Here is a 15,056-nt window from a genome sequence, read left to right as displayed (position 1 = left end):
TTATGCCATAATATTAATCTGTGGTGACGTAATGGTCACCTTCGGGTACTGCATCATTTGAACCTTCACACTTCCCCGATGGTACGTCACTTCCGGACGATGGACCTGTACGTCCATATTCAATTCACCGGGTTGCACTTGCAGGTTTAAATCTCTAGGCACATAGTGAATGTCGACGTTATCCGGTGAAGCTTCACCGTATACCTGTAAATCGGGAGCTCCCTCCACAAATTCATTCAGCGCCATATCCGGCATCGGATTTCCACGATTTCTCAAATCGCCTATCCTATTGCCTTCCTCTACAATACGCACCAAATTTTGCTGCGCAATCCCCTTGTACTGTGAATTAATTCGCTTCCAGAATGCATCCGGCTTCCCGCCGTTCAGCGCATCCCAAGATCGGGACTGATCGATAATCAGTTCTCCTGGCCCGTTGTTCGCTGTGATGACCGGTGGCTTAGATTCAACTTGCACATCGGGTTTCGGCCTGTGAATTTCGAAGCGCCCCCGCTCCGAATCCACTCTTATGAGCCCTTTCTGGGACTGTACAGATATGAAGGGAACCATATCGCGCTCACCTCACTCCTGTTTTATCTCAGAAAATCCACTAAAGTCGGCGCTATTATTTTGGCCCCGACTGAGAGCGACGCCTGATAGACGCTTTCGTTTACTTTCGATTTAATGATCAGATCCGCAATGTCGGCATCTTCGGTCTTGGACTGCAAAGTTTGCAGGTTTAGACTCAAATCTTTCAAGCGACCTTCCATTAACTCAACCCGGTTCACTCTGGCGCCAATTTCTGCCTGCTGTGTTAACACCTTGTCCATTCTCGTTTCGAGGAACGGAATTTGGGCACTGACCCCGCTGTAGTTACCCGATTGCAAACTGGAAATCATTTGATCAAGAACATGAAATGCGTTGTCGTCTTCGTTCTTGGAAGCAGCTATACCCGTAGGAGGATAACCGAACACATCGCTCCCGGTTAAGTTCACAGGCAATTGAACTCCTGCACCAATGATATAGTCAAGTTTTCCATAGTCCGTCACAACGGTCTTGGGATCGACACTCGGGTCGTACGTTGCCTTGTCCGTAAACTGTCCATTAAATACGTACTTTCCCTTAAGTTGGCTATTTCCGATATCGACCAATTGTTCCTTCAACTGCTTGATTTCCAAGGCAATATTGTCCAATGCAACTTGCGGGTTCGTTCCGTTCGAGCCTTGCACCGCCAGTTCCTTCGCCCTCTTAAGAACATCGTTGACTTGAGACAGCAATGTGTCGTTGAAATCGAGCCAGGAGGTCGCCGAATCAACGTTGGTCTGAAACCTCTCATTAACCGCCAAATCACTTCGATAACGGAGTGCGTAGGTAATACCAACCGGATCGTCGGAAGGACGGTTGATTTCCCGGCCTGTTGACAGCTTCTCCTGTAAGATCTGCGATTGGTTTAAGTTGGAGTTGATATTACGAAGCAACTGAGACGTTAGGGTACCCTGAGTAACGCGACCAAACATATTTGTATTCCTCGCTCTCTAATCTAAATACTATGGCTATCTGCTTAAGCCGTTAATGATCTTATCTAGACACTCATCAATTGTTGTCATGAATCGGGCCGCCGCATTATAAGCGTGTTGGTATTTGATCATGTTCGTCATCTCTTCATCGAGTGATACACCGCTAACAGATTGGCGACGGGACTCCACTTGATCGATGACGATCTTGGAATTGTCTGCCTGCCTCTGCGCTTCTTGAGATTGGATACCCAACTGACCGACAAGTGAACGAAAGAAATCGTTAACTGTGCCTAAGCTCGTACTCGCGCTAGGGCTCACCGAGGCAAAATTGATCTTGGTTTCGTTAAACTGAGCAATAAGCATAGCCAAATCTTTATTACCGACAACAACTTTCTCCGTGGTTCCGTCCATATATGTTCTCATTGAGGAAGCAATATTAGAAGCATCGGCTTCAATGTCCGCGTAGATCTGTATGTTGCCAGCCGTAAGTGGCCCCCCGTCTTTCGAAACGAAGAATGTCCCTCCGGCTTTTAATGGATCTTGTGTGGTATACCCTAGCTGGTGCAAGCCATTCAAGCCCTTAACCGTTGCCGTTAAGCTGGATGTTAAAGTTCTTGCAGATCCGGTGTATGTTACTCCATCAAGCACGGTACCTTCCGGTAGAACTGCTCCTGCAGGAATTGTAACCGTAATATCTCCGTTAACCAATCCATTGACCAACGTGTTAAGTTGACTTTGGTAATCTGCGACATATTGATCACGCGACTTGATCATCCCATACACTTCGCCGCCAGTAAGATCTGCTCCGAAGCTAGCTTGAATACCATCTAATGTCATTAGAGTGGGAGTGACATTGTCGACGAGCACCTGAGCTCCTAATGTCACCTGGTAGCTATCTGACGTCTCCCGAACAGTAATGTTAGCAATCTTCGACAATTCGTCGACCAGCAAGTCCCGTTGGTCCCGCAAATCGTTGGCGTTGTCGCCAAAGCCTTCTGTCCGTTGAATCTGAGCGTTCAAGCTTGCAATCGTCTGAATAGCCGTGTTCATCTGGTTAACTTTAATATCGATATTCTCCGTAAGATCCGCGCTAAGGTCGCTCAATTGTCTGCTGGTCTGGTTGAAAGCATCAGTAAGCGCTTTGGCCGTCTCGCGGACAAGCTTTCTTGCCGTAATGCTCTCCGGGTTCTCGCTGAGGTCATGCCAAGAATTCCAAAATTTATCTAGCACCGAACGTAATCCGGACTCAGAAGGCTCGTTGACAATCGTCTCCAGCTTCTGGAGGGTATCTACTTGTATGGACCAATTTCCGTTATTCTGGTTCTCGTTACGGAATTGGTTATCTAAAAATCCTTCGCGGATTCGCGTAATCGAACTAAACTCAACACCGGTTCCTAACTGCCCCGGAGCATTAGAACGCATCATCCCGACCGCTTCCATTGGTTTGGAGGCAACCATATTAACGGTTTGCCGGGAATATCCCGCCGTGTTCGCATTCGCAACGTTATGCCCTGTTGTTTGTAGCGCTACCTGCTGTGTAACTAAGCTGCGCTTGGCCGTTTCCAATCCATGGAAGGTCGATCGCATCATCATCTTCCCCGTTTCGTTTCTTAAGTAGAAATGCTATGCCTTGGAATCAAAAAATTTGAGGTTAAGCTGCCCTTGAGATAAATCGGACGGCTTCTTATAAACAAAATCCTGGTCGTCATAGATACCCGTCAACAGACTCAGGGAGAAATCGTTAAACTCAATGGACTGCTGGGTCAAGCGTACATTAATATTGTTCAGCGCCTTTAGCCGCTCGACAGCCTGGATCAAACGTTCTGCCAAATCCGAAAGCTTCAGCTTTTCTTCTGCATTCGTAATCATGCGAGTTAAATCCGTTACCTTGATATCAGGCAATTGACCTAAGCCCTTCTCTACTAAAAAAGCCGCGACAGCCTTCTGACGACGAGCTTCGGTTTCGAGAATCAGCTTAACAAGTCTAGATTCCTTATTGACCATCTCGGTAAGTAGGCTCACATCATTGCTGATTAGAGCTTCTTTCTTCTGCTGCGCAAACGTTAGCAATTGCTCATGTTGAACCAGCAACGTCTCCAATGCTTCACATAAATCGTGAAATGCCATGTTATCACCTTCTGCTTTCTGCATTCCAAGCGGCTGCTACTGCACGAAAGGAAGCAATTTCTCGGCTAGCTTCTCGGCATCTACTGTATACGTTCCGGAAGACACTTCGTTCTTCAGGCTCTCAATTCGCTGAGCGCGATTCGGATCTTCCGTGATTGCGCGTTGAGCACCTAATAGCTCCATTGCTTCTGCGGAGAACTGTACCTCATCCTTGCGGCGCTTGCCGGAAGCTTGATTGGTACGTGCATCATTATTCTGTTGATAGGTGCGATAAGCACCAATTCGCTGCGAATCATTAATTTTCACAAATATCACTCCAATATATAAAAAAACCGATAATGTATATTTCTATTATCGGTCAACGTTTATGAAATGTTTAGAGTAACTGTTATTTGCGGTCGTTCAGTCGGTCTCCAATCTGATAAGCACCGCTGTTCTTAGCCTCATCGGGATTATGCTGAAGCTGTCCCGTAGACTGCGCATTCTTAACGTCACGGCTTAGACGACCTTTACATGAATCACACATATGTCCATCCCGAATGAGTATACCGCATACTTCGCAAGGATAAGACATGTTCGGTGCACCCATTAAAGAAATTCGGCCTTCTCTGATCCATTTAGTAATTTGTTTAATGCTGATTTCCGTATCATCCGAAAGCTGTTGAATGGTCAACCCTTTATTCGCGCGCAAATACCCCACACATCGTTCATAGTCTTTCTCTAAAGCCTGATGGCAATTCGTGCATACGTCACGAAAATTCTTGGCGTATAATCTCCCACAACGGGGACAATTGGCTAAATCCATTACTGCCCCTCCATTCCAGACAAATTTAAAGTCAAGTTTATGTTATTATACTAGTATTTGTTGGAAAAAGATATTTAATGAGATAGAAGTATGAACGATGTATGGAAATGGGATAATATCAGATACCACCCCGCAAGTAATGTCGTTTAATGGAAAATAATTGTCTTGACGGTTATATAAGTGATCAAATATAATTCCTAGATTATTGAAATTCTAGGAGGTTTCAAGGTTCTCATGAGGATTCATCGCACTTCTGCAGCTAAATCTATCGTAGCAGCATTCGTAGCCGTCCTTCTTTTTCTATCAGGTACGACTTTAAGCTCCGCTGCTTTGGACGATTGGACTGTACTCGTAGTGAAAGACGATTATCAGCCCGCTAAATTCGAGCCTGTTAGCGGCGCTTACCTTGGAGCTTACGTTATTCAAGATGAATTCATCAAGGCGGATATGAATACTTTCAATGAAGTAACCGGTAAACAGCATGCAAGTTATTTCCGTTATGTCGGGTACGGAAAGCCTTTCCCTCAGACATGGGTAGACAGTGTCATTGCAGCCGGAGCTGTCCCGCATATTGCTTTCGAGCCTAACAACGGTCTTGATGAAGTAGAAGACAATGCTTATTTGCGCGAATTCGCGCAGGCTGCCAATGCTTCAGGCGTACCGATTTTCTTGCGTTATGCCAGCGAGATGAATGGAACTTGGGCCGCTTATTCAGGTGATCCCAAGCAGTACATCGAGAAATGGCGCCTTGTTCACCAAGTCATGGAAGAAGAGGCTCCTAACGTAGCTATGGTCTGGACCGTATTCACCTTTCCCGAGCAATCCATCACGAGCTATTATCCTGGTGATGAATATGTCGATTGGGTTGGCGTAAACGTCTATAATGTCGTCTATCACAATAATGACTTGCGTAACCGTGGAGACAAGGAAGATCCATTGAAATTGCTGGACTATGTATACAACACCTTCAGCGCTCGGAAGCCGATCCAAATATCCGAATTCGGCGCAACGCATTACACCGTTACGGATAACTCTTATCACATTGATTTCGCGGCACAGAAAATCACTCGCATGTATAAATGGCTTCCCACCTTGTATCCTCGGGTGAAATCCATCTTTTACTTCGATGTAAACAATCTCGTGAATGCGCCGGTCGGTCGGAAGATCAATGATTATTCCATTACCAACGATCCTATTGTGTTGAATGCTTATAAAAACATCGTAGCCAAGGATTATTATTTATCCAAAGTTACCGAGATGCCTACAGAGCCAAGGCAGGAGTTACTTTCCGTGCGCGGGCTTCATTTTGATAATAAAGGGACGCTTTACAGCGATGTAGATGTGTTCCGTCAGTTCCTCGGTCTAAAGGTTGATGTCATTGGAAGTCGTGCAATTGTATCTTCCGGAGCCTTCAAGAAAACCTATACCATCGTTTCCAAAAGCATCCCTAAGGGCTTCTACGGGGATACTCGCCGAGTCAAGGGCTTGCCGGTTCGGGCAATCGCGAACGATTTTGGTTATAAAATCAAGCTCGACATAAGCACGAAGACTATTCAGCTACTGAAAAAATAAGGAAGAAACAAGCTGCCTGCCGAGATTGATTCCCGGTAGGTTTTTTAACAGAATTTATATCTTTCGGGGGTATCCCTTCGGAATAACGATCTATTGCAGTTATTTTCGTCTTGGAAGGGTTCTGGCACTAGAATAACAACCTATTGCAGTTATTTTGAAACAAAAGTGAGATCTCGATAACTCGTATCCAGAATAACTGTAAATTTGATGTTATTCAACTAAATCAGGTGTATTGAGGGAAAATAACAGCTTATTCGCAGTTATTTGTAGAAGCTCATTGCCTCAAATCCGCTATACGTCTACCTATAAAGAGCGGTCAGGTTATCGTCTAAACGTAAACGTTATGTGAACCTTAATGGACGACATTGTCGTTTATGCTTGTAATCAGTGTTGTTAAGACCTAGCCCACTGCAGCCCGAGAACAAGTGGATCCCCGTTGGAGTGAGAGGCTCCCGTCCTTAATATTCGCGCACATTCGTTGATTGTGCTTCCCGTTGTATAAATATCGTCGACTAACAAGAACGCAGCTCCCTCCACCGTGGAGAACGATTCGTCCAACATAAATATACCCCGCATATCTGATGTCCGGCTGCGTCGATCCTTAAGGCTCTGCTTCTCGGTATGGAACAGCCGCTTCAGCAGAGGGGAATATGCAAGTCCATACCACCCCGCTAACCTCACCGCCATTCGCTCCGCTTGATTAAATCCCCGATCCTCCAGCCGCTCCCTTGCGAGAGGTACTGAAGTTACTATGGGCTGAGAAGAAGACATGCCACCTCGGCTTATGAAGTCCCTTTGCAGTTGCTCATAAGCGAAAGCCAGCATGGCTGCCATCACGGGCTCTAGGACTTCTCTCCCTCTGTACTTATACAGCGCCAACCATTCCTTCATGGCAGAGTTATACCTTACTGCGCTCCGACAAACCTCATAATGACGAACATCGAGCCTTTCGCAATCACCGCAAATCTCAGGCCTGCCGCAAACACGACAAATCGGTGAAGCAATCCATGGGATCGCCTCTCTGCACCCGCCGCACAAAGACAACAATACCGATCGCGGACCGGGATGACGGATTGGAATAGGAGAAGCATCTGAGGCACATGCCTTTCGCACTTGCGATCCGCAAACGGGACAACTGCTTGAATTGGGCTGCATCCACCGACTGAAGCTCTTCACTTTTCTTCCCCCTGTCTCTTAAGATAACCCTTCTTAGCCGCAATTCGATTCATGGTGCTGATTTGACGGATCGCATCTCTCTGCGACAACGTAAACTCCTTGCCAATGAAGTATACGAAACCGTTAGGATCGTCTATGGAGCGACCGGATCTTCCGGCCATCTGCACCAGTGCTGCAGAGTCGAATTGCGGATTATCTGCGCTAAATACAAATACGTCGCTCTTCGGAACGGTAACCCCTCGTTCTAGAATCGTAGTCGTAACGAGTATGCGGATAGATCGGCTTCGAAAGGAATTGACTTTGTCACCGCGAGAAGGATCTTTCGATGAGGTCCCCTCAACAACCTCCGGAAGGAGTCCAAGTTGAAGAGCGTAATCCCTAAGCAGCGCAACTAAGCCATTCACATCCGCAATATATGGGACAAAAACAAAAAGCTGTGCACCTCTATCGACTGACTTCTTCAACCTCATAAGTACCCGAGAGGGCATCGCACCCTTACGAGTCCACACGAACAACGGCTTCGCTGCCACTCTTACTGGTAAAGGAAGCGGATGCAGGTGATATCTGACGGGTACCTTAGCATGAGGCAGTCTGCCGCGTGCCGCTTGACGTTGCAATTCTAGAGGAGGCGTTGCGCTAAGCAGCACAGTTACTCCGCCGCTCTTCCGGGATTTAGCTGCCGCATATTGAAGCATAGGGTTGTTGTGGTAGGGGTAAGCATCCAGCTCGTCAATCAACACGAGATCGAACGCTTCATGGCAACGGAGCAGCTGATGGGTCGTTGCGAGCGTTATCGAACCCCCTCCGAATCTGTCAGGACTGCCTCCATGGAGAACGCTAAGGCTTGTTCTTGGGAAAGCAGCTGCTAATCTCGGAGCCAGCTCGAGTACGACATCCTTGCGCGGTGTCGCCACAACCACACGACCACCCGATCGAACAACCTCTTCAATAAGAGGAAATATCATCTCTGTCTTACCAGCCCCAGTGACAGCCCATAGGAGAAAGGTCCGATCTCTCGGGGAGGTTTCCTCAACGGTATGCCTGATAAATCGGAGAGCCTCGCCCGCTGCTTCGGTCTGTGCCGGACTTAGTTTCCAATGCTCTATATTAAGAGAATTTACTGCGGGGATGTCGGTTTGAGAACGAGGGGAGTGTACACGAGATCCTTCATGCACCCCAAGTACGAGTAACCCGCATTCACGGGTGCGCCCCATAGTAAGGCATTTTTCACAGTAAGCGCACAAGAGACCGCATGAAGCGCAGGGACTTCTGCGCAAGCCATGCTTCTCCTCAGTTCCGCAACGTCGGCAGGCAATAACCGGCTTATGCTCCTTCCAGAATTGAAAAGAGTTCCAGCGACTTCGAGAATACCCTTCTTTGGACTCCATAATACCTACAGCCGCAGTAAGCTTTACGAGCCCGAGCAACGAGGCTAGCTGTATAGCCGATATGATTTTCTCGGATCCATAATCCAGATGCATATCCTCTAAGACAGCATCCACCTCAGCACTCAGCAGGGCACGACCGCGCAGTTTTTCTCCTATCCGCTGAGCCATGTTTACCAGAATGTCTGTATCTAAGTCACTACGCAAGAGTGAAACCAAGCTTAAGTTAGCTGACTCATCCCCATTCAGCATCCATACCCCCGAAATTCCCGCCTCATAACCTTTCAGGTTCACCTCCTGCACAGCTCCAGTAAGTACCTCCGCTGCCTCCAGGAATGTTAAAGTTTGCCCTCGAAGCTCTGGCTTTTGCACTAATAAGTGACATGTCATTTCCGCAATTCCTAATGGGAGCGGGTCATTCCAGCCGACCATCCCCTTATCTCTCCAAAAGCCGATATCCACATCCAAAGAAATGGACCAGAAAGGATTCCATCCCTCCTCTGAATAAACCATATACAGTGAAGCCTTCATCTCCATCACCTCCGATTACATCGCTGCTAAACACAAAAAAACACACCCGCAACGTCCGCCCCGAAGGCAGAATCGCGAGTGTGCTTCACCCGTTCATTCTATCAAGTACATTTGCTATTATTATACATTACGCGTTGCAATCCAACAACCCATCCCAAAAGCCTAACGGCTGCCATCTTACAACGGCAGTCTCGCCAAATCTTCTTTTCGCGCGAGTTCAACCCAGATTGCATGCTTGGGCATCAGACACTCCAAGCCAGATTCCGCTAGCGACAACATACTAGGCTCTTGCCGAAAAACCGCTATGGCTGCATCATGGCGTGCAAATTTCTCCATAATGCGACCCGTATCATCAGATGACTCATTTAACACAACTGTAATCCCAATCTCAGTACCCGTTCGAAGCGAGAATTGTTGCAACGCACGAATATACCATTCGATTTGCATTTGGTGGTTGCCTGCGACAAGTACATACTGGCGACGATTTAAGTCCGTTCTTCGCCCCATTATCCCATGCACGATGACCGCAGCCGCAACGTAAAAGCCGACAATCCACAGTAATTCGGGAATCACGGCGACCACCTCCTTAGAGGCAATATATGCCGGGTGCTAGAAGAGTGTTCGCATGAAAAAAGCGCAGTCCCCGGTCATTTACTGACCGAGAGCCGCGCTTATTTGTGTCTGAATATGTAAGTAATTAGTCCATCCTGTCCATTAGAGCTACAACGTTACCCAGCCGAATTTGATGGAATGAATAACCGCTTGTGTGCGATCGTCGACTTCCATTTTCTGCAGAATGCTGCTGACGTGGTTCTTGACTGTTTTTTCACTAATGAATAGATTCTCGCCAATCGTCTTATTGCTCTTGCCCTCAGCCATAAGCCGAAGCACCTCAGCCTCACGGCGGGTGAGTGGATTGTTCCCACGCGGAATAAGCTTCGTGATCGTTTCCTTACTTGCGGCTGTTCCGGAAGCGGCGCCGATCTGATCTAGATAGGTCATGCGTCGAAGCTGATTAATCAGCTTCCCGGTCACCTTGGGATGAATATAAGCATTCCCCTCAGCAACGGTTCGGATGGCATTAATGAGCGATTCGGCTTCCATATCCTTGAGAAGATAACCCGTTGCTCCCTTGCGCAGGGTTTCGAATACGTAACTTTCATCGTCATGAATGGACAGAATAATAACTTTAATGTCGGGAAAAATGTCCCTTAATCGCTCTGTCGCCACTACGCCGCTCTCAATGGGCATATTAATGTCGAGCAGAACAACGTCAGGCTTGATGTGGTTGCAGAATTCAAGCACCTGAATGCCGTCTCCACACTCTCCAATGACTTCCAAATCGCTTTCCATATTGAGAATGCGTTTCAGACCTTCACGAAAGAGCTGGTGGTCATCTGCAAGAAGTACCTTGATTATTCGCGTCCCTGTCTTCGTCTCCATTAACCTTCATCTCCTTTCATATCTCTATTGGTAGGCACTTGAATACGGATTTTGGTCCCTTGACCCGCAACCGATTCAATTTCCAGATTCCCTTGTAATAAATCCACACGTTCTCTCATCCCAATCAGACCGAAATGCGAGTGCGTTCTTACCCGCGACTCGACAAGATCAGTATGAAAACCAATGCCATTGTCTTCGATAAATAGATGAACCTCGTTTTCTAAAAAGGTTATCTCCACTTTGACGTAGGTTGGTTGAGCGTGCTTTAAGGCATTGCTATATGCTTCCTGTACCATACGGAACATGGCAGCTTCCATGGCAGATGAGAGTCTTCTCTCCTTGCCCGAAGTTTCGAATTTAGAGCGGATCCGAGTATTCTCCTCGAAATCCTGAACGAACTTGCGCAACGTTGGCACAAGCCCAAGATCATCAAGCGCCATGGGGCGGAGGTTAAAAATAATTTTGCGAATTTCTCCCAGTCCAGAGCGAATCTGCCCCTTCAGGTCAATCAACTCGGAGCGAATAACTTCCATGTCTTTAGTCTCCAGCATACGCTCCGCAAGCTCTGTCCTCAGCACCAGGTTGGCAAGCGATTGAGCAGGTCCATCATGGATTTCACGGGCAATCCGCTTACGCTCGTCTTCCTGAGCAAGAATGATCTTCAGGCCGATAAGCTGACGATTCTTGGCTGATTCTAATATGCGCGTTACCTGGTTAAGGTCTCCGGACAAATACTGGAGCACGACGTTCATTTGCGAACCGATCGTCTCTGCCCGCTCAATAGAAAGCGAAACATTCTTAACTCTCTTCTGCAAATCGTCGCGCCTGGCCTTCAGGTAGTTCTCCTTTTCCCGGTAAACCATCAGGTCCAACTGCAGCTGTGTCGCTTTCTCGTAGGCTGATTTAATATCAATCTCCGAGAAACGGACGAAATCGCGACTCACTTCAGTAAGCCGGATACGCGCTAGCCGATAGTCCCGCTCGAGATGATCGACTTTATCAATCGTGTCGGTTGTTTCCTTCAGCACGACTTCCAGCTCCTGCCCCAGGGTCTGAAGCTCCTTGCGGGCGGACTCGCATATTTCGAATACTTGTATTTTACTGTCTTCCATTACACTTATCGCGTTCTGGATGACTTGGTCGATCTCGTTCACACGATAATCCACAGTCTCGACTCCCTTATCCGATCCCGGTCCGCTGCCGGAGAAACCTTATAGGTAGGGTGTCCGCGGATTTAGGGCTCGTATCAATAATAGCATATTTATACGATTCGTGAAGCCAAAAGAGGGACTTTAGACATAAGATTAGTGAATTGTAATGGTTTTGTCAGCGCTCGCCCAATCCACTTTCTGCCCTAGCTGCTCTGAGATGATACGGACGGGAACATAAACACTGCCATTCTTAAGAATCGGCGCAGAAGTCATCGGTTGCCGAACTCCGTTAAGTGACATATCCTTACCGTCGACCCAAAGTTCAAGCATCGTATCTCCTCTTAGTACCCTTACTCTTTTCTCCGGATTGCTCCAATCGATTTGTCCACCCATTACTTCTGCTACGAATCTTAGAGGGAGATAGGTTACTCCATCCTTCATGAAAGGTGCCGCAGGCAGCTTAACCGCAGCTCCATCCACTTTCGCTTGTGTTTTGCCGATATTCATAACGATATTCGGCTTTTTGATAGTAATTGGGGCAGGCGGATATTGCAGAGTGATGTCGTCGATCGCAATCTCACCTTGAAGCTCACGCTCGTCCTGATCCTCCTCGAGGTTAACGACATATAGCTTCGTCAGACGTGCCGGACCTTTAATGTTAGATGCAGCCAGATCGACACGGACCGTCTTCCAGCCCGACCAATCAATCATACGTGCGATGGTGACGAATTTTTGCTTCCCGTCCGCATCGATGAATTCCGCGCGCAACCAGTTCATGCTGTTATCGCCCAGCACATCCATCGTCATCGAGGTCGGAGCACCATCCAGCGCAATTCCGGCCCCGCCATTCAAGACGGCATAGGCAAATCGGCTGCCGCTGCCTACCGTGAAGTCATAAGCTAGATTAAGCGCCTTCGATGATTCTCGTTCCGGGATACCCGTTACGATAGCAGCAGTACCGAAAGTCTGTGCCGGCAGTCCCGTAAACCCGATATCATAAGCCACATTTTCGAAGTTCTCCAGAGACTTCTCAGTGCCCGATGAAAGTACGGCAACCGTACCGAATCCGTCATACCGCGCGATGGCGTATCCGGCAGCAACACCTTCTTTAACGGTGTTGACGGTAAGTTTACCTCCACTTACGGCAGCCGTAATGCCTGAGAATTCCCATTTGATAGCAGAAGCAGGAACGGATAACTCCCTGCCATCCTTAAGACGAGCTTTCACAGGAACGGAAATCGTGCTGCCAGGTTTGAGCACCGTGCTGCCTGGCTCAATTGTAAGCCGTTCAATCTGCTCTTGCCCGATGACCTCTACAGCGATATCGGCGCTAGCTTGACCAGCTGTGACGGTTAACGTTGTTTTACCGGTTTTGGCGGCTGTGAACTTCCCTTCGTTAAAAGCTCCGATCGATGAGCTAAGCTTCCATGAAGGCTTCAAGCCGTTCGGATCGATCGGGTTATAATAAGTGTCGTAAGCTTTTAAGGAATAGTTCGTTTCCTGTCCGATGAATAACGTCTGCGGGCCGCTAGCGACAATCCCTTTGATGCTTCCGGCGGGTGCTGTTGTAAATACGCCGATACCGTTGGACACCTGTCGCTGAGTCGTACCGTAGAATGTTGGATGAGTCAGTCTCACGGAGAAATCTCCAAGCGGGCGCGAAACCATTGTCGTCGAGCCGCCTCCGTCGAGGTTAACGCCTTTCCAGACACCGAGGTCTGTCATCATCAGCTGCATATCCTTGAGAGAAACTCCATCACGGCCGCCATTCTCTTCTACGGTGATGAGGTAAACTGTGCTGCCGTCCTTAGAATAACCGACAGCCGTACGTGCGCGATCTGCCGATCCGCTTACCCCGTTAATGTTGCGGGAGAAGGCTGCGGCTTTGCCATTCTCAACCAGCAGCGTATGACCGCCTACCATCATCTCGAATTGTGACTGATCGTATGTCTTTCCGTTGGTGAGCGATTGGAGTTCATAATGAGCCTGAACCGTATCCCCGACTCTCAATTTATTGATTATGAAATCGGCCGCTAAGCGATGGCCGCGAAGAATATACCCGTTCGCTGGGATCACCGTCGTCGCCAGCGGCTTACCATTGGATATCTCCGTGACAATACCGTCCACGACTAACGCTTCCGTAGGTGTCGTCCCGCTTCCCTTTGGTCTATCAGGTGCAGTCCAAGCACTCGTATACATATAGAGCTTATCGACATGACTATAGCCGTTGTCAGGCTCTGTCCGGTAAGTAGACTTGTTCACACCAGCGAGCGGGAATGTCGCCACACCCTGACCTACAGTAACCGTGCCATTGAAAGTGAACTCATCAATCATCGGCTTGCGATCCTTAGTAACCGCGAAAGCATACATGCCCTTCAGCTGAGAGGTGCTTACAAGAAGCTGACCGGAAGTAATCTGGGCACCGATTGGAGCACCTTCGTTAGAGGTGCCGAACACGTCTGCGTTTATCCCGGCTACCGCACCCGTCCCTTTAGCCATAGCTGTGACACTCTGCCCGAAGGTTACGCTGCCTTTTTGCCCGCCGAGAGCGTTCAATTGGACATAAGGATTGTTCAGGTCAATCTGAATTACATGCATCATTTCAGTTGACTCTCTAGCGTCTGAAGATACCCATGCGTATGACTTGTGACGGGCGCCAGAGGTGACGACCGTTTCCGATTTCAACACTAGCTTATAGGTGGGAGCTTGAGCAGCCGCATGAGCGACGGGGACGGCGACCCAAACAGCGCTAAGCGGAGCCGAAAGTGCGAGCATTCCAGCAATTAGAGGCAATACTATCTTTGATGTCTTTTTACGAGAGGGGGATGATGTTATAGCGTTAGGTATGATATTCATAGATTTGGATCGTTTTGCGAAATTGTGATTAAGCTTCTGCATGTAATTTCTCCTGCATATCTATTTAGATTTAGGAGGAAGCCAAGTAGACTTATAGCTTCTCCTAAATGAATAGACTCTGTTCGGAGCGAAAAGTTACATAATAATATTATTAAAATCTCTTCATCTGGAGAGAATGTTAAATTTGTTTAGTCGAGAGACTGTATGCTGGGTATCTGCGGTGCTGGTGAATGATGCTACTTGGAAGACTCCAACTAGATCGGGAGGAAGGTAATACTGTGGAGATTCTACGTGAAAAAACTACAGCTAAATTGAGGGAACACTTTCGTCAGATGCCCCTACCCCTCGCTCCTTTATGACGATATCCCGTTCGCTCAGCATTCCTGTAGAGCGTTAAATTTCCACTTTGTAAATAATGAAGCACCCCTATAGGATAGAGGTAGGCCCCACGAAGGCACTACATTCTATCCTAGGAGATGCTCTACTATGAAGTTTA

General features: G+C 47.8%; 13 protein-coding genes. 1 reads left to right on the top strand and 12 read right to left on the bottom strand.

From position 1 onward, the window contains the following. The 6 genes from ACESLK_RS16885 to ACESLK_RS16860 all read right to left on the bottom strand — a co-directional run bounded on the left by ACESLK_RS16885 (position 1) and on the right by ACESLK_RS16860 (position 4,446). Positions 1-567 (bottom strand): DUF6470 family protein, encoded by a 567-nt coding sequence (locus ACESLK_RS16885; protein ID WP_373230785.1) that lies wholly within the window; start codon positions 565-567, stop codon positions 1-3. Between the two features lie 23 nt (positions 568-590). Continuing rightward, positions 591-1,514 carry a flagellar hook-associated protein FlgL gene (flgL, locus tag ACESLK_RS16880; RefSeq protein WP_373230784.1) on the bottom strand — a complete coding sequence of 308 codons (924 nt, stop codon included), beginning with the start codon at positions 1,512-1,514 and terminating at the stop codon, positions 591-593. Positions 1,515-1,550: 36 nt separating this feature from the next. Beyond that, the gene (gene flgK / locus ACESLK_RS16875) at positions 1,551-3,101 is read right to left on the bottom strand and encodes a flagellar hook-associated protein FlgK (RefSeq protein WP_373230869.1); all 1,551 of its coding nucleotides are present in this window, start codon (positions 3,099-3,101) and stop codon (positions 1,551-1,553) included. A 36-nt stretch (positions 3,102-3,137) separates the two neighbouring features. Beyond that, on the bottom strand, positions 3,138-3,641 hold the full coding sequence (locus tag ACESLK_RS16870) for a flagellar protein FlgN (RefSeq protein WP_373230783.1): 504 nt from the start codon (positions 3,639-3,641) through the stop codon (positions 3,138-3,140). Between the two features lie 36 nt (positions 3,642-3,677). Then, positions 3,678-3,947 (bottom strand): flagellar biosynthesis anti-sigma factor FlgM, encoded by a 270-nt coding sequence (flgM, locus tag ACESLK_RS16865; protein ID WP_373230782.1) that lies wholly within the window; start codon positions 3,945-3,947, stop codon positions 3,678-3,680. Between the two features lie 82 nt (positions 3,948-4,029). After that, positions 4,030-4,446: a TIGR03826 family flagellar region protein gene (locus tag ACESLK_RS16860; protein WP_373230781.1), complete on the bottom strand. Its 417-nt coding sequence runs from the start codon at positions 4,444-4,446 to the stop codon at positions 4,030-4,032. Between the two features lie 234 nt (positions 4,447-4,680). On the opposite strand from ACESLK_RS16860, the gene ACESLK_RS16855 reads away from it, so the two are divergent. Further along, positions 4,681-6,018, top strand: a complete 1,338-nt coding sequence (locus ACESLK_RS16855) for a glycosyl hydrolase (protein ID WP_373230779.1) — start codon at positions 4,681-4,683, stop codon at positions 6,016-6,018. A 393-nt stretch (positions 6,019-6,411) separates the two neighbouring features. Here ACESLK_RS16855 and ACESLK_RS16850 read toward each other — a convergent pair whose 3' ends face one another. The 6 genes from ACESLK_RS16850 to ACESLK_RS16825 all read right to left on the bottom strand — a co-directional run bounded on the left by ACESLK_RS16850 (position 6,412) and on the right by ACESLK_RS16825 (position 14,479). After that, positions 6,412-7,194: a ComFC family protein gene (locus tag ACESLK_RS16850; protein WP_373230777.1), complete on the bottom strand. Its 783-nt coding sequence runs from the start codon at positions 7,192-7,194 to the stop codon at positions 6,412-6,414. Then, the gene (locus ACESLK_RS16845) at positions 7,191-9,110 is read right to left on the bottom strand and encodes an ATP-dependent helicase ComFA (RefSeq protein ID WP_373230776.1); all 1,920 of its coding nucleotides are present in this window, start codon (positions 9,108-9,110) and stop codon (positions 7,191-7,193) included. The genes ACESLK_RS16850 and ACESLK_RS16845 overlap by 4 nt, the downstream gene beginning before the upstream one ends. A gap of 177 nt (positions 9,111-9,287) precedes the next feature. Then, positions 9,288-9,683: a hypothetical protein gene (locus tag ACESLK_RS16840; RefSeq protein WP_373230774.1), complete on the bottom strand. Its 396-nt coding sequence runs from the start codon at positions 9,681-9,683 to the stop codon at positions 9,288-9,290. Positions 9,684-9,830: 147 nt separating this feature from the next. Then, on the bottom strand, positions 9,831-10,553 hold the full coding sequence (locus ACESLK_RS16835) for a response regulator (RefSeq protein WP_373230773.1): 723 nt from the start codon (positions 10,551-10,553) through the stop codon (positions 9,831-9,833). Continuing rightward, complete coding sequence (locus ACESLK_RS16830; RefSeq protein WP_373230772.1) at positions 10,553-11,719, bottom strand: sensor histidine kinase; 1,167 nt, start codon at positions 11,717-11,719, stop codon at positions 10,553-10,555. Before ACESLK_RS16830 ends, ACESLK_RS16835 begins: the two co-directional genes overlap by 1 nt. 138 nt (positions 11,720-11,857) lie before the next feature. Next, positions 11,858-14,479 (bottom strand): stalk domain-containing protein, encoded by a 2,622-nt coding sequence (locus tag ACESLK_RS16825; protein ID WP_373230770.1) that lies wholly within the window; start codon positions 14,477-14,479, stop codon positions 11,858-11,860. Positions 14,480-15,056: the final 577 nt, after the last annotated feature.

The organism is Cohnella sp. (assembly GCF_041640265.1).
In the GTDB taxonomy this organism is placed as follows: Bacteria; Bacillota; Bacilli; order Paenibacillales; family Paenibacillaceae; genus Cohnella.
This window is presented reverse-complemented; position numbering and strand designations above follow the sequence as displayed.